Consider the following 13,965-nt stretch of genomic DNA (forward strand, 5'->3'; position numbering starts at 1 on the left):
GTGACCCAGAACACCGAGCCGAGCAAGCTCTCCGACAGCCGTCCGCCGAACATGAACGCGGACGAGCCGACCACCCTCGTCGCCTTCCTCGACTACCTGCGCGAGGCCGTCATCGCCAAGGTCGACGGGATCTCCGACGACGACGCCCGGCGCCCCGGCGTCGCCTCCGGCACCAGCCTGCTGTGGCTGGTGCGCCACCTGGCAGTGGTCGAGCACAACTGGTTCGTGTGGGCCTACCAGGGCGTGGGCGAGAAGCCGCGCTCATCGGACGAGATCCCGCTGGCCGACGCGACCGTGGCCGGGGAGGTCGCCGCGTACCGGGAGGCGATCGCCCGGTCCAACGCGGTGACGGCGGACGCCCCGGACCTCGACCGGCCCGGCGCCCGCTCGCTGCGCCCGGACGCCGCCGAAGGGCCGTCACTGCGGTGGGTGCTGGTCCACCTGATCGAGGAGACCGGCCGGCACGCCGGACACGCGGACATCATCCGCGAACAGCTGGACGGCACGGTAGGCCGCTGACGGGCGGCGCCCTGACGGGCGGCGCCTGACCGCCGTACGGCGAGCCGGCAGGGCGGTGGCCCTCCCGGCCCGCCTGGCCCGCCGCCCGTCCTACGGCCGGTGGAAGTCCGAGAGGTCCAGCGCGGCCAGCCGCTCGGGATCGGTCAGCACGTCGATCGCGACGATCCCGCCGTCCACGACGGTGAACGCCATGACGGACAACGCCCGGCCGTTGTCGCCGACCACCACGGCGCCGGCGGCGCCGTTGACCAGCGCCGGGCGGGCGAACGGCGACAGCGTGCCCCACAGCACGGCCTGACCGGCCACCGTCTCGGCACCCGACAGCACCACCGTGTGCCGGGCCATGACCGCCCCGCCGTCGGAGCGCAGCACCACGCCCGGGTCGAGGACGGCGAGCAGCGCCTCCAGGTCACCGTGGCGGGCGGCGGCGAAGAAGGCGTCCACCGCCACGCGCTGCCGGGCCAGATCCGGATCCGGCGCGGGCGCCTGCCCCTGCACCTTGCGGCGGGCCCGGCTGGCGAGCTGCCGGGCGGCGGCCGCGGTCTTCTCGATCAGCGGGGCGACCTCGTCGAAGGGCACGGCGAACAGGTCGTGCAGCACGAAGGCGACTCGCTCGGCCGGCGACAGCGACTCCAGCACCACCATCAGCGCCAGCCCCACCGAATCCGCGAGCATCACCTCCTGCTCCGGATCCGCCACGCCCTCGCGCCGCAGCAGCGGATCCGGGATGCGCGGCGGACCCGGCTCGCCGTCCGGCCCGGCCGGCTCCAGCGGCTCCTCACGGCGCAGGGCGCGGGTGCGCAGCAGGTTGAGGCAGACCCGGGAGACCACCGTGGTCAGCCAGCCGCCGAGGTTCTCCACCCCGGCGGCGTCGGTGCGGTCGTACCGCAGCCAGGTCTCCTGGACGGCGTCGTCGGCCTCGGTGACCGAGCCGAGCATCCGGTACGCGACGGCCTTCAGGTGCGGGCGGTGCTGCTCGAAGAGCGCGGCCCGGGCATCCCGGGCAGCCGGAGCGGATTTCTCGTCCACCGTGTCACATTCCTTCGTCGCCGTGGGTCAGAGCAGCAGGAGCCACCCAACAACGGCTGCGGCGGGAGATCAACTCCCCGCCCGGGACGAATCGGAGACGACCGTGGACGGCATGAATGAGGTGGACGGCATGGGCCTCGTGCTGGTGACCGGCGGCACCGGCACCCTGGGCCGGCAGGTCGTGCCGCTGCTGCGCGCTGCCGGGCGGCCGGTGCGCGTGCTCAGCCGGCAGGACCACGCAGCAGCAGCAGACGCCGCCGACGACGGCGTGACGTACGTGCGCGGCGACCTGCTCGGCGACCCGGCCGACGAGGCCGCCCGACTGGACGCGGCGCTGGCCGGCGTGAAAACCGTGCTGCACCTCGCGGGCGGCCCGAAGGGCGACGACGCCGCCACCCGGCTGCTGGTCGCCGCCGCGCGGCGGGCCGGGGTGCGGCACCTGGTGTACATCTCGGTGATCGGCGCCGACCGGATCCCGCTCGGCTACTTCCGCGCCAAGCACGCCGCCGAGGAGGCGGTGGCGGGCTCGGGCCTGCCGTACACGATCCTGCGGGCCGCGCAGTTCCACGACCTGGCGTTCACGGTGGTGGAGAAGATGGCGAAGCTGCCGGTCGTCCCGGCCCCCGGCGGGATCCGCTGGCAGCCCGTGGACGTACGGGAAGTCGCCGCCCGGCTCGTGCAGTTGACGCTGGACGAGCCCGCCGGGATGGTGCCCGACCTGGCCGGACCCGCCGTGTACGAGATGCGTGAGCTGACCCGCCGGTACCTGGAGGCGCGCGGCCGTGGCCGCCGGCAGCTGCCCGTCCGGGTGCCGGGCAAGGTCGGACGCGCGTACCGGGCCGGGGAGAACCTGGCCCTCGCCGGGGCGGAGCTCGGGCGGCGCACCTGGGAGGAGTTCCTGACCGAACGCCTGGCGGAGCGGTCGGCGGAGCGGCCGGCGTCGTGAGCGCTGTCCGAGGCGCGCCGTAGGGTGGCCGCCATGTCCCTCCTCGACGCGATCCGCGCCAACCCCGCCGCCCTCGACTACCTGCTCCTGTCGGGCGACTTCGACCCCACGCACACCTACGAGCACGTGGAGGAGGTCGTGCTCGCCTCCGGTGCCGCACTGGAGCGGGTGGCCAAGGACGGCGGGGGCGGCACCTTCTTCCTGTGCGGTGAGGGCGGCGAGGAGCGGCCCGTCCTGTACGCCGACTCCGAGGGCGGGGCGGCCCTGCTGGCCGTCGGCGTGCCGGAGCTGGTGCGGCTGCTGCTGGCCGTGCCGTGGTGGCGGGACTGCCGGCGGCTGACGGTGGCGGAGAGCGCGGAGGCGGCCGCGTCCTACCTGGAGGAGGAGCCCGACCTGTACGCCGAGCGGGACGCCGCTGCCGTCGCACTCGGCCTCGAAGTGCCGTCCGAGGCCGAGGCGTTGGGGCGGCTGCGGGAGGTCGTGTCCGGCCTCGGGGCGTCGTACGTGCTGCTCAACGCCGAGGAGGGCAACGCGTACGAGCCGCTGTTCACGCCGTAGCCGTCCAGCGCCGGCCGTTCAGCGCCCGGCTGTTCAGGGCGCCCCAGCCGTCCAGCGCCCGGCCGTTCAGGCCTTCGCGGCTTCGATGACCTTCTCCGTCGTCACGACCTTCGCGAACCGCATCGCGTGCAGCACCGTGGCCGTGGCGCGGGCGAGTTCGGCGGCGGGGACGGTGGTGCCGTCGGGGCCGGTCATGTCGAAGGTGTGCATGGCGTCGGTGGGGAAGATCGCGTCGTAGCCGAGGTTGCCGGCCATCCGGGCGGTGGTCTCGTTGCACACGTTGGTGATGATCCCGGTGACCACCAGCTGGCGGGCGCCGCGCTCCTGGAGCCAGGCGTGCAGGTCGGGAGTGCCGTAGAAGGCGCTGTTGACGGTCTTGGTGATGTGCAGCGCCGGGGTGACCTCGGCGACGAAGTCCTTCAGCGCGTACCCCGGCGTGCCCTCGACCAGCGGCCCGGCCTTCGAGGCGTGCTGCACGGTGACGATCGGCCGGCCGGTGGCCTGCCAGGCGGCGATCAGTCCGGCGATCCGCTGTTCGGCCTGCGGGTTGTCGCGCGGGCCCCAGAAGGTGTGGTCCTCGAAGCCCTTCTGGACGTCGATCACGATGAGGACGGCGTCGGAGTCGAGGGCGAGCGGGGCGTCGAAGGCGTCGGTGTTCGTCATGCGTCCATCGTGCTCGTCCGCGCGCCGGGGCCGTGATGGGCAGAGCCGCCGCCCATCGATAGATTCCTGCCACTAGATTCGTGCCATGCGAACCGTGGGTTGCCTGATCTTCGACGGTGTCCGGGCCTTCGACTACGCGGTGATCGGCGAGGTGTGGGCCAACCGCGCCGCCCGGCCCGGCCTGCCCGCCTTCGACCTGCGGGTCTGCGGGCCGGACGGCGCCCGGGTCCGGCTGGGCGGCGGGCTGGAACGCGTCCCCGACCACGGGACGGCGGCGCTGGCCGACTGCGACCTGGTCGTGGTCCCCGGCGTCGAGGACCCGGCCGCCGTCCGCGACCCCGCCGTCCTCGCCGCCCTGCGGGCCGTCCGCTCCCGGGGCGTCCCCATCGCCTCCCTCTGCGCGGGCGCCTTCGTCCTCGCCGAGGCCGGCCTGCTCGACGGCCGTGAGGCCACCACCCACTGGGCCCTCGCCGCCGAACTCGCCCGCCGCTTCCCGGCGGTGACGGTGCGCCCCGAGGTGCTGTTCACGGGCGGCGACGGCCTGTGGACGTCGGCCGGCGTCGCGGCGGGCATCGACCTCTGCCTCCACCTCGTCCGCACCGCCCACGGCCAGCAGGCCGCCGCCACCATCGCCCGCGCCATGGTCACCGCGCCGTTCCGGGCCGGCGGCCAGGCCCAGTTCATCCCCTCCCCGGTCCCGGACCGCACCGCCGACGACCCCCTCGCCCGCGTCCGCGCCGAGATCCTCGCCTCCCTCGACACCCCCTGGACCGTCCCGCGGATGGCCGCCGCCGCCGTGATGTCCGAACGCAGCTTCGCCCGTCACTTCACCGCCACCACCGGCGTCACCCCCGTGCGCTGGCTCCTCGACCAGCGCGTCCTCACCGCCCAACGCCTCCTGGAGGAGACGGACCTGCCCGTCGACACCGTCGCCACCCACTGCGGCTTCACCTCGGCGGTCTCCCTCCGCCCGGTCTTCACCGCCCGCGTCGGCGTCGCCCCGAGGGAGTACCGCCGAACCTTCCGCGGCCGGGAGGACGGTTAGGCGGTGCCGGTTCGTGCCCCGGGGTCAGTGGGCCGGGGTGCGGCGGGTGATGGTGCCTGTCTCGTCGGCCTCCAGGGAGGCTGTGCCCTCGGGGCCGGTGATGCTGACCTTGATGGTGACGGGGCCGGCGATGCCGGAGACGGTGATCTGCCAGGTCTGCGGGGAGTGGATGCCGAGTGTGGTGCCGGCTTCCCGGACGAGGGCGGGGAAGCGTTCGTAGGGCAGTGGATCCACGTCGAACCGGATGGCTTCGGTGCCGGGCGGGGCGAACACGACCGACAGCGTGCGGTCCTGCACGGCGAGGGTGATCGCCTGGTGTGCTTCCCGGTCCTTGGTGAGCGAGTCGACGGCCTGGCGCAGCGCGCCCTGGTCGAGGAGTGACTGGCCGGGGCCGAGGGAAACCGTGCCGGACATCGACGTCAGGCTGGTGGACCAGGTCGAGGAGATGGAGGTTCTTCCGGGTGTGGGCTGGTCGGCGGTGGGCTGCCGGTCGAACAGGTCCGCGCGGAACAGGAGGAGCACCGCCGCCGCGCCGAGCAGGATGCCGAGCAGTACGAGGGCGCCGAAGCCGCAGCCTTCGGGGGGCTCGCTCACCCTGGTCGACTCGGGTGCGGAGTCGAGGCGGGCGGATGCCGCCCGGGCCTGCCAGTCCGGGGTCGGGTCCTTCACGAGCTTTCCGCGCTGGGGCCGGTCCGGCGGGTACTGGACGACCAGGATGTCGCGCGGCCGGTAGTCGGGGAGGTCGACGAGGTTGATGTCGTGCCGGATCTCGACGCGGAACGCCGGTTCGTCGTCAGGTACGACGGTGAGGTCGAACCGGACCGGTACGTCGCCCGTCTCGCTGCCGCCGGCGTGCAGGCCCTCGATCATCGCGAGGGCCGTGCGGGGTTCGACGGCGGCCTCCCGGGCGCGCCGGGGCGCACCGGCCAGGCGGAGGAGCAGGCCGTAGACCACGGGCAGGGCGACGCCGGTGACGATCAGTGGGGTGCGGTCGAGGATGAGGCCGACGACGAACGCGGCCGGCGCCCCTCCGGTGACGGCACCGGTGAGGAAGCCGCGTGCGAGGGCGACCGGGGTGTGGTGTGTCGGCGACGCGCTCGCGCTGATCGGCATACGGGTGATTGTGCCGGGCCCGGGTGATCACCGGTAGGTCTTCGAACGACCTTGTGCGGAAGTGGAGTTCGCGCGGTTCCGGTGGGTGCGGGGTGGCGGCCCTCAGCGCCGCCACCCCGTTGGCTTCTCGGCACGCCGCCCGGGTTTCGTTGAGCCAAACCCCACCTTGGGGTGAAGTCGGGCGGGATTCCCGGGGCGGTCAGCGCGAGGTGGTCTCGCGTAGGAGCTTCTTGTCGGGCTTGCCGACGGCGGTCAGCGGGATCTCGGTGACCAGGTGCAGGGCCTCCGGTGCGTAGATCCGCCCCTTGTGGGCGGTGACGAACGCGCGGAGGTCGTCCAGGTCGGGCCGCTGCCCGGGCGCGGGGACGACGGCGGCGTGGACGTGTTCGGCCTCCTGGGCGTCGCGCACCCCGTAGACGGCGCACTGGGCGACCGCCGGGTGGGTGAGGAGCAGTTCCTCCACGTCGGAGGGGTAGACGTGCCCGCCGACCACGATGATCTTGTCCTTGAGCCGGTCGGCGAGGTAGAGGTAGCCGTCGGCGTCGAAGTAGCCGAGGTCGCCGGTGTTCAGCCAGCCGTCGCGCAGCACTTCGGCGGTGAGGTCGGGGCGCTTCCAGTACCCGGCCATCACCCCGGCCGAGCGGACGTGGATCTCGCCCTGTTCGCCGGTCGGCAGCACGGTGCCGTCGCCGGCGCGGATCACCACCTCGACGCCCGGGAGCGGGCGGCCGACGGGGAGCCGGCCGTCGGGCCCGGTCCGGTCGTGTTCGTGCGGGGCGAGCATGGCGATGTTCTGCGCCTCCGACTGCCCGTAGCCGCTGACCAGGATCGGCCCGAACACCTTGATCGCCTCGCGGACGCGGGCCGGGGAGGCGGCGCACCCGCCGTAGGAGATCCGGCGCAGGCTGGACAGGTCGGTGCGGCCGACCGCCGGGTGGTCCAGCAGTTGGTAGAGCAGCGGCGGCAGGACCCACAGGTCGGTGATGCGTTCGCGTTCGATGGCGGCGAGGACGTCACCGGGCTCGAAGGAGCGCTGGAGGATCACCGTGCCGCCGCCGTGGAACGTCAGGTCGCAGAACAGCCCGGCGAGGTGGGCGAGGGAGGTGGCGGCGAGGAAGCGCGGCGGGCTGCTGTCGGCGCCAGCGCCGGGTGCCCTGCCGTTCGGGCCCCCGCCGTTCGGGCGCCCGCCCGACCAGCCGCTCGCCCCTCCGTACGGAATGTCGAAGATGCTCCGGTACGGGCCGTGCAGGCTGCGGATGCCCTTCGGGATGCCGGTGGTGCCGCCGGTGTGGCGGATGCCCAGGTCGTCGCCGGGCCCGACGCGGACGGCGGGCGGCTCGGCGAGGTGGCGGGCGGCGGCGGCGAGCGCGTCCTCGCCGATCGCGGGCCCGCCGGCCGCCTCCGGGCCCGGGCCCAGGGTGAGGACGGCGGGCACGTCGACGAGGGGCAGCAACTCGGCTGCGACCGCGTACCGTTCGGCGTCCACGAGCAGGACGGCGGTGTCGACGCTCGTGGTGATCTCAGCGAGGGTCGGGGCGCTCATGCCGTCGTACAGGTTGACCACCCGGGCACCCGCGAGCCCGGCGGCGTACCGGGCGCTCAGCGCCTCGGCGGTGTTGCCCGTCAGCAGGGTCACCGTGGTGCCGCGTGCCGCGCCCCGGGCGGCGAGTTCGTGGGCGAGGCGGTACGTGGCGGCGGCGAAGTCGCCGGCGGTGATCACGGTGCCGTCGGCGGTGGTGATGGCCCGACGGGTGGGGTCGGAGGCGAGGGACCGGAGGATCAGGGCCGGGGCGCTGATGAACTCTGGTTCCTCCAGGGCGACTTCTTCGGCTTCTTCGGCGTAGTTCGCAACCATACTCACAGCGTAACCTCACCCTTCGTGCCCGTAGGGGGAGTTCCGGGCGCGTGAGGACGCCGTGCGCTTTCCCACCCACCACCACGTCGGCGGCCAACGGGGTTCGTGGTGCCAGCGCATCAGGTGTCGGCGGCCTTGCGGGCGTTGGTGCGGCGGGTGGCGAGGGCGTAGGTGATGCGGGTGTCGCGGTTCGGGGTGGTGGCGAGGAGTTCGCCGGCGGAGATGAGGGCGGTCCAGTAGCGGGTGGGGTTGCCGGTGCGGGGCATGGGGTGGGCGGCGGTGAGGGAGAGGTAGGCGGTGGTGAGGTTGCCGGTGGTGAACCAGCGGGTGAGGCCGTGCTGGTGGCCGGGGCGGATGCCGCCCATGGCGTCGATGGCGGTGAGGAAGTGGGCGATGACGGCGTGGTCGCGGGTGGTGAGGGGGACGGGGACGTCGAAGACGCCGAGGGCTTCGAGGAGTTCGCCGGTGTCGTTCTCGGTGTCGTGTGCGGTTTTGGGTCGGGGGTTGGTGAGGAGGGCGTCGTGGCAGTCGTCGAGGCGGCGGGTGGTGTCGGCGGCGGGGATGCCGAGGGCCGTGCAGACGGCGCGGGCGGAGCGCAGGGGGTCGCCGGTGCGGCGGGCGAGGGAGGCGTAGGCCTGGGCGGGGGCGAGGGGGGTGTCGAGGAGCAGGCCGACTACACGCAGGAGGAGCTGGGCAGGCTCCTGAACTTCCACCGCACGGTGATCACCCGGTTCGAAGGTGGAAGAAGGGCGATGGATCGGGAGACCGTCGAGAGAGCTGACGGCATCTTGGCCATGGGCGGCTTGCTGGTGCGGCTCTGGGAACGGGTGGACTGGCAGGCGGACATCGAACGTTCGGACTGGTTCGAGAAGTTCATGGAACTGGAAGAGGAAGCACTGGCGATCCGAGTGCTTCAGTACGCTCGGATCAACGGCTTGTTGCAGTGTGAGGAGTACGTCCGTGCGATGTTCGCTACTGGAAACGCACATCACAAACCGAAGTTGCTTGCCGAATGGATTGAAACTCGGCTGAACCGGCACCGCCGCTTCATGGTCACCGACGGGCCGACACTAATGGCGGTGCTCGATGAGGGTGCCATCCGTAAGGTCATCGGCGGTCCGGGCGTGATGAGGCGGCAGATGGAGCACCTGCTTGCGGTGACTGAGCAGTCGAACATCATGATCGAGGTGGCGCCGCTCGGCTGGCCAGCGCCGGCAATGCCGGCAGCCTCAATGGTGCTGATGCTGATGCTGATGCCGGACGGGAGGGAATGGGTGTACTCGGAGAGTCTGCAGCGTGGGCACTTCAGCGATGCCCCGTCAGTTGTCGCGGCGTCCAGGCGACGGTTCGACGTGGCGCGCACCAGTGTGCTCTCGCCAGGGGATTCTCGCGCCCTGATCGCCGATGCGATGGAGGAATACCGTTTTGCAGAACGCTGATCTCCAGAAGGCTGCTTGGCGTAAGAGCAGCTACAGCGGCAACGACGGCGGCCACTGCATCGAGGTAGCCCCCGGATTCCCCGGCCTCGTCCCCGTACGTGACTCGAAGGACCCGCACGGCCCGGCCCTCGCCTTCCCCGACTCCTCCTGGGGTGCCTTCATCGAAGCCGTCCGTGCCGGCGACTTCCCGGCCGAGGCCTGACGCCGGCGCTGTTTCCGCCGGCTGTCTCGGCAGCCCGGCTGGTAGTCGCTCGCGGCATTCCAGCGGACCGCCCGGGCGGTGCACCCGGGCGTCGTCCGGAGGTGGTCAAAGGCACCCCTCCAGATGGTCTATGCTTAACCCATCACCCAGATGCGCGGGTGGCGGAATAGGCAGACGCGCTGGATTCAGGTTCCAGTGCCCGAAAGGGCGTGGGGGTTCAACTCCCCCCTCGCGCACAGAGAGCGGCCGGTTGATCTTCGGATCGACCGGCCGCTTCTTTTTTCAGCCACCCCCACAGTTGTGCCTCCCTCGATCGGGGGAGGTCGGTTCCGGAACGCCGGGCAATACTGGCGATCATGATCAAGGGGATTCGGCCGCTGCTGCGCGGCTCCACGTACACGGGTGTGCTGTTCGCCGTTCTGGGGGCGTTGGCCGGGCTGCCGTTGGCGGTGTTGGCCCTCGTGCCGTCGGCGGTGATGAGGTCGGCGCCGTACGTGGTGCAGGCGGCGTTGTCGCTGGCGCTGTGGGCGGTGCTGATCGGGATCGTCGGACTGGCGGGCGCCACGCGGCGGGTGTTGGTCGGGTCGGCTCGGCGGCTGCTCGGCGTGGCGCTGCCGGACCCGGTGAAGGCACCCGCCGGTGAACGGTGGCGGACGTCGGTGTTCCTGGTGCTGCACGTGGCGCTGGGCTGGGTCGTGGTGTTCTTCGGCAGTGTGCTGCTGGTCATGGCGGTGGTCCTGCCCACCGGGTTGGCGGAGGGCCGAGCGCGGCTGAGCTGGTTCGGCTGGTCCAAGGACCTCACCGGCGGCCTGGGTTGGCCGGTGGCCATCCTCTGCCTCGTTCTGGCGGCGGCCCTGTTCGTGACGGTGTCGGGCCTGCTGCGGTCACTCGCGCCGCGTCTGCTCGGGCCGTCCCCGGCGGAGCGGCTGGCGGTGGCCGCCGAGCGGGAGCGGGCACTGGCCGAACGCAACCGGCTGGCCCACGAGTTGCACGACTCGATCGGGCACACTCTGACCGCCGCCACCATCCAGGCCGCCGTCGCGGGCGAAATGCTCTCCGCCGACCCGGGAGCGGCGCGGGCCGCCATGCGCAGCATCGAGGAATCGACCCGCGCGGCGCTCGAAGACCTGGACTACGTGCTCGGCGTGCTGCGCGAGGAGGAGGCGGGCGCCGCGCCGACCCGCACCCTCGCCGACCTGCCCGAACTCCTGGACCGGCTGCGGCACGCGGGCGCCACCGTGGAGACCGAGACCGTCGGCGACCCGGCCACCGTGCAGGGCACGCTCTCCCGCGCCGCGTACCGGATCGTGCAGGAAGGGCTGACCAACGCGCTGCGGCATGGCGCGGGCGGGCCGATCCGGCTCCGAGTCGCGGTCACGGCGGACGGGTTGGAGCTGGGCGTCGTGAACGGGGTCAAGGGCGGGCCGAGCGGCTTCCCCACCTCCGGCCACGGCCTGCCCGGCCTCGCCGAGCGCGTCCGCCTGCTGCACGGCGAGTTCGAGGCCGGACCGTACGGTGACGGCGACGGCCCGCAGCACTGGCGGCTGGCCGTCCGGCTGCCGCTACGGTGGGCCGCGTGACCAGCGCAGAAACCCCCGTCACCGTCCTGATCGCGGACGACGACCCCGTGACCCGCAGCGGCCTCGGCACCCTGCTCGGCGCCCAGCCGGGCATCACGGTGACCGGGCAGGCCGCCGACGGCGTCGCGGTGGTCGAACAAGTCCGGCTGCTGCGACCGGACGTGGTGCTGATGGACGTGCGGATGCCGCGCCGCAACGGGATCGAGGCGACCCGCCACCTGCTCGCCGAGTACGCCGACCCGCCGAAGGTCGTCGTCATCACCACCTTCGAGAACGACGACTACGTCACCGCCGCCCTCAGTGCCGGTGCCAGCGGCTTCGTGCTCAAGCGCCGGCCCGTCCCGCAGATCGCCGAAGCCGTGCGGGTGGCGGCCGCCGGGGAGGCGGTCCTCTTCCCCGCCGCCCTGCGCCGGATGGTGGCCGCCCGCCCGCTGAACTGCGCCGAGGCGCTGCCCCGCGCGGCACTGACCGGGCGGGAGGAGGGCGTCCTGCGGCTGATGGCCACCGGGCTGTCCAACCCGGAGATCGCACAGTCGCTCGCGGTGAGCCTGGAGACGGTGAAGACGCACGTCGGGAACGTGCTGACCAAGCTCGGCGCGCAGAACCGGACGCACGCCGTCGTGATCGCGTACGAGTCCGGCCTGGTCGTGCCGGGCCTCCAGGGCGGCTGACCCCCGAGGCGGCGGGCGCGGGGACAGCGGGCGCGGGGGCGCCGGGTCGAGGGCGGGTTCAGGGGGCGTCGAGGGGGCTTCCACGTCCGCTGGGACGGCCCCATCATGGGCTCCCGGTTTCCCGTAGCACCGCCCCCAGGAGGCAGAACAGATGAGCATCCCCCTCCCCGTCCGGATCCAGGCCGCCGTCGTCCGGGGCGCGTTCGCCCTGCCGGAGGGCCTGCGGCGGGCGATCGCGGGCAAGCCGGTGGTGCTGGACGGGCAGACGCTCGCACTGGACGCCCAGTTGATACTCAGGCTGCAGCAACTGTCGAAGGCGGCCCTGGTGTTGCCGGGCGGGGCCGTTCCCTCCCGGGTCGCGATGGAGTACGCGCGGCACCTGGTGGGCGGGCCGACGCTCCGGACGGTGACCGCGCGGGCCGTCGGGATCCCGCAGGAGCAGGGCGAGTTGGCGGCGACGTTGTACACGCCGGACGGCCTGGCGGCGGGCTCCGGCCTGCTGGTGTACCTGCACGGCGGAGGCTGGGTGGTCGGCAGCCGGGCCAGCCACGACCACGTCGCCCGGTTCCTGGCGCAGCGGGCGCACGTCCGGGTGCTGTCGGTGGAGTACCGGCTGGCGCCCGAGCACGTGTTCCCGGCGGCCGCCGAGGACGCGCTGGCCGCGTTCGACTACGCGCACGCCAAGGCGGCGGACCTGGGCGCCGACCCGGGGCGGATCGCGATCGGCGGGGACAGCGCGGGCGGCAACCTGGCCGCCGTCGCGACCCAGGCAGCCGTCCGGCGGGGCGGCCCCGCGCCGGTGTTCCAGCTGCTGCTGTACCCGGCGGCCGACGCCTCGACCCGGCGCCCCTCGCGCGAACTGTTCGTCGACGGCTTCTTCCTGACCAGCGCCGACATGGACTGGTTCGCCGACCAGTACGCGCCCGCACCCGCCGACCGCACCGACCCGCGCCTGTCGCCGCTGCTCGCCGAAGACCTGACCGGCCTGCCGCCGGCGTACATCGGCACCGCCGGCTTCGACCCGCTGCGCGACGAGGGCGAGGCGTACGCGCAGGCGCTGCGGGAGGCCGGGGTCGCGGTGTGGCTGAGTCGGCAGCCGGACCTCATCCACGGGTACGCCAACTACCTCGGCATCGGCCACCGCTTCCGGGAGGCGACGGCCGAGGCGGCCGAGGCGCTGCGGCAGGCGCTGGACGCGGCGTAGCGACGGGAGCGGTGAGGGGGAGGGCGGGGCCTTGACGGGCCCCGCCCTTTCCTTCGCCCTCCGCCCGTGCACCGGTTGACCGCTGCGCAGGGGGTTCTCGGCGGCAGGCTCTTATTGTACTGTCCGTCTAATAAGCGGGTGAGCGGGAACCCGCGGCGCAGGCACCTGGAGGCAGCGATGGCTCTCACCCGGCAGACGGAGCACGGCCACACCACCGCCGACGACGACGTCTCGAAGCGGCTGCTGGAGTCGGCCGCCACCTTGTCCTACGACCCCTCGACCGAGATCGACTGGGACGCCCCCCTCCCCGAGGAGCACTACGGCCTCAACCCCGAGTGGAGCACGCTCTACGGCACCCGGCTGTGGGACGAGATGACCGAACACCAGCGCATCACCCTGACCCGGCACGAAGTCTGCTCGATCATGAACACCGGGATCTGGTTCGAGATGATCCTCCAGCAGATGGTGCTGCGCGACCAGTACCTCAAGGACCCCGCCAGCGCCGAATTCCGGTTCGCCCTCACCGAGATCGCCGACGAGTGCCGCCACTCGATCATGTTCGCCCGCGCCTGCGAGAAGATGGGCGTCCCCGCCTACCGCCCCAACAAGGTGATCGCCCAGGCCGGACGCGCCTTCAAAGCCCTCGCCAAGGGCGAACTCGCCTACGGCGGCATCCTGGTGGCCGAAGAGGTCCTCGACGTCATGCAGCGCGACTGGATGCGCGGCGACAACGTGCTCGAGATCGTCCGCGGCACCTCCCGGATCCACGTCGTCGAGGAATCACGGCACATGAAGTTCGCCCGGCAGGAGATCCGCGAACGGATGCGCCACGCCGGCCCCGCCCGCCGACGCACCTCCGCCACCGGCATCGCCGTGGGCGCGTACGTCATCGTCAGCAGCATGGTCCACCCCGGTGTGTACAAGGCCGCCGGACTCGACGTTTCCCGGGCGCTCGCCGAGGCACGGACCAACGAACACCGCAAGGCGATGATGCGCACCAGCTCCCGGCACCTGATGGCCTTCCTCGCCGAGACCGGACTGCTCACCAGCCGCTCCGCCGCCATCTACCGCCGCGTGCACATGCTCTGACCGGCGCGCGCACTCTGCTCTGGCCAGCGCGCGCACCTGCTCCGGCGCGTGT

15 protein-coding genes and 1 tRNA gene are annotated in these 13,965 nt (G+C 72.8%); 11 read left to right on the forward strand and 5 right to left on the reverse strand.

The window, feature by feature from the left end:
• Positions 1–519: a DinB family protein gene (locus AC0B61_RS13495; RefSeq protein ID WP_471740805.1), complete on the forward strand. Its 519-nt coding sequence runs from the start codon at positions 1–3 to the stop codon at positions 517–519.
• 90 nt (positions 520–609) lie between these two features.
• On the opposite strand, the gene AC0B61_RS13500 is transcribed toward AC0B61_RS13495, so the two are convergent.
• Positions 610–1,548, reverse strand: a complete 939-nt coding sequence (locus AC0B61_RS13500; RefSeq protein WP_471740806.1) for a sigma-70 family RNA polymerase sigma factor — start codon at positions 1,546–1,548, stop codon at positions 610–612.
• Between the two features lie 112 nt (positions 1,549–1,660).
• On the opposite strand from AC0B61_RS13500, the gene AC0B61_RS13505 reads away from it, so the two are divergent.
• Entirely contained in the window at positions 1,661–2,494 is an 834-nt protein-coding gene (locus tag AC0B61_RS13505) for an SDR family oxidoreductase (protein WP_471740807.1), read from the forward strand.
• Positions 2,495–2,527: 33 nt separating this feature from the next.
• Positions 2,528–3,052 carry a hypothetical protein gene (locus tag AC0B61_RS13510; RefSeq protein ID WP_471740808.1) on the forward strand — a complete coding sequence of 175 codons (525 nt, stop codon included), beginning with the start codon at positions 2,528–2,530 and terminating at the stop codon, positions 3,050–3,052.
• Positions 3,053–3,118: 66 nt separating this feature from the next.
• Here AC0B61_RS13510 and AC0B61_RS13515 read toward each other — a convergent pair whose 3' ends face one another.
• On the reverse strand, positions 3,119–3,715 hold the full coding sequence (locus AC0B61_RS13515; protein ID WP_471740809.1) for a cysteine hydrolase family protein: 597 nt from the start codon (positions 3,713–3,715) through the stop codon (positions 3,119–3,121).
• An 85-nt stretch (positions 3,716–3,800) separates the two neighbouring features.
• Between AC0B61_RS13515 and AC0B61_RS13520 the strand changes: the two genes are divergently transcribed.
• The gene (locus AC0B61_RS13520) at positions 3,801–4,760 is read left to right on the forward strand and encodes a GlxA family transcriptional regulator (RefSeq protein WP_471740810.1); all 960 of its coding nucleotides are present in this window, start codon (positions 3,801–3,803) and stop codon (positions 4,758–4,760) included.
• A 24-nt stretch (positions 4,761–4,784) separates the two neighbouring features.
• Here the strand turns inward: AC0B61_RS13520 and AC0B61_RS13525 are convergent, their stop codons facing one another.
• The 3 genes from AC0B61_RS13525 to AC0B61_RS13535 all read right to left on the reverse strand — a co-directional run bounded on the left by AC0B61_RS13525 (position 4,785) and on the right by AC0B61_RS13535 (position 8,441).
• Positions 4,785–5,873, reverse strand: a complete 1,089-nt coding sequence (locus tag AC0B61_RS13525) for a hypothetical protein (RefSeq protein ID WP_471740811.1) — start codon at positions 5,871–5,873, stop codon at positions 4,785–4,787.
• 199 nt (positions 5,874–6,072) lie between these two features.
• Positions 6,073–7,728, reverse strand: coding sequence for an AMP-binding protein (locus tag AC0B61_RS13530; protein ID WP_471740812.1), 1,656 nt, complete (start codon positions 7,726–7,728; stop codon positions 6,073–6,075).
• 119 nt (positions 7,729–7,847) lie between these two features.
• On the reverse strand, positions 7,848–8,441 hold the full coding sequence (locus AC0B61_RS13535; RefSeq protein WP_471740813.1) for a hypothetical protein: 594 nt from the start codon (positions 8,439–8,441) through the stop codon (positions 7,848–7,850).
• Positions 8,442–8,480: 39 nt separating this feature from the next.
• Between AC0B61_RS13535 and AC0B61_RS13540 the strand changes: the two genes are divergently transcribed.
• The 7 genes from AC0B61_RS13540 (at position 8,481) to AC0B61_RS13570 (ending at position 13,913) form a co-directional block, all read left to right on the forward strand.
• Positions 8,481–9,167 (forward strand): DUF5753 domain-containing protein, encoded by a 687-nt coding sequence (locus AC0B61_RS13540; RefSeq protein ID WP_471740814.1) that lies wholly within the window; start codon positions 8,481–8,483, stop codon positions 9,165–9,167.
• Positions 9,154–9,369, forward strand: a complete 216-nt coding sequence (locus tag AC0B61_RS13545) for a DUF397 domain-containing protein (RefSeq protein ID WP_471740815.1) — start codon at positions 9,154–9,156, stop codon at positions 9,367–9,369. Before AC0B61_RS13540 ends, AC0B61_RS13545 begins: the two co-directional genes overlap by 14 nt.
• Before the next feature lie 152 nt (positions 9,370–9,521).
• Positions 9,522–9,605: transfer RNA gene (locus AC0B61_RS13550), tRNA-Leu, on the forward strand.
• A 120-nt stretch (positions 9,606–9,725) separates the two neighbouring features.
• Positions 9,726–10,949, forward strand: a complete 1,224-nt coding sequence (locus AC0B61_RS13555) for a sensor histidine kinase (RefSeq protein ID WP_471740816.1) — start codon at positions 9,726–9,728, stop codon at positions 10,947–10,949.
• Complete coding sequence (locus AC0B61_RS13560; protein ID WP_471740817.1) at positions 10,946–11,620, forward strand: response regulator transcription factor; 675 nt, start codon at positions 10,946–10,948, stop codon at positions 11,618–11,620. Before AC0B61_RS13555 ends, AC0B61_RS13560 begins: the two co-directional genes overlap by 4 nt.
• A gap of 151 nt (positions 11,621–11,771) precedes the next feature.
• Positions 11,772–12,824, forward strand: coding sequence for an alpha/beta hydrolase (locus AC0B61_RS13565; protein ID WP_471740818.1), 1,053 nt, complete (start codon positions 11,772–11,774; stop codon positions 12,822–12,824).
• Positions 12,825–13,001: 177 nt separating this feature from the next.
• Positions 13,002–13,913, forward strand: coding sequence for an AurF N-oxygenase family protein (locus AC0B61_RS13570; protein ID WP_471740819.1), 912 nt, complete (start codon positions 13,002–13,004; stop codon positions 13,911–13,913).
• The last annotated feature ends 52 nt before the right edge of the window (positions 13,914–13,965 follow it).

This window comes from Kitasatospora sp. NPDC023385, from assembly GCF_055664045.1.

Bases quoted from the DNA above. Each gene is read 5' to 3' on its own strand.
- AC0B61_RS13505 (WP_471740807.1), top strand. From the start codon at position 1,661: ATGAATGAGGTGGACGGCATGGGCCTCGTGCTGGTGACCGGCGGCACC.
- AC0B61_RS13510 (WP_471740808.1), top strand. From the start codon at position 2,528: ATGTCCCTCCTCGACGCGATCCGCGCCAACCCCGCCGCCCTCGACTAC.
- AC0B61_RS13515 (WP_471740809.1), bottom strand. From the start codon at position 3,715: ATGACGAACACCGACGCCTTCGACGCCCCGCTCGCCCTCGACTCCGAC.
- AC0B61_RS13520 (WP_471740810.1), top strand. From the start codon at position 3,801: ATGCGAACCGTGGGTTGCCTGATCTTCGACGGTGTCCGGGCCTTCGAC.
- AC0B61_RS13525 (WP_471740811.1), bottom strand. From the start codon at position 5,873: ATGCCGATCAGCGCGAGCGCGTCGCCGACACACCACACCCCGGTCGCC.
- AC0B61_RS13530 (WP_471740812.1), bottom strand. From the start codon at position 7,728: ATGGTTGCGAACTACGCCGAAGAAGCCGAAGAAGTCGCCCTGGAGGAA.
- AC0B61_RS13540 (WP_471740814.1), top strand. From the start codon at position 8,481: ATGGATCGGGAGACCGTCGAGAGAGCTGACGGCATCTTGGCCATGGGC.
- AC0B61_RS13555 (WP_471740816.1), top strand. From the start codon at position 9,726: ATGATCAAGGGGATTCGGCCGCTGCTGCGCGGCTCCACGTACACGGGT.
- AC0B61_RS13565 (WP_471740818.1), top strand. From the start codon at position 11,772: ATGAGCATCCCCCTCCCCGTCCGGATCCAGGCCGCCGTCGTCCGGGGC.
- AC0B61_RS13570 (WP_471740819.1), top strand. From the start codon at position 13,002: ATGGCTCTCACCCGGCAGACGGAGCACGGCCACACCACCGCCGACGAC.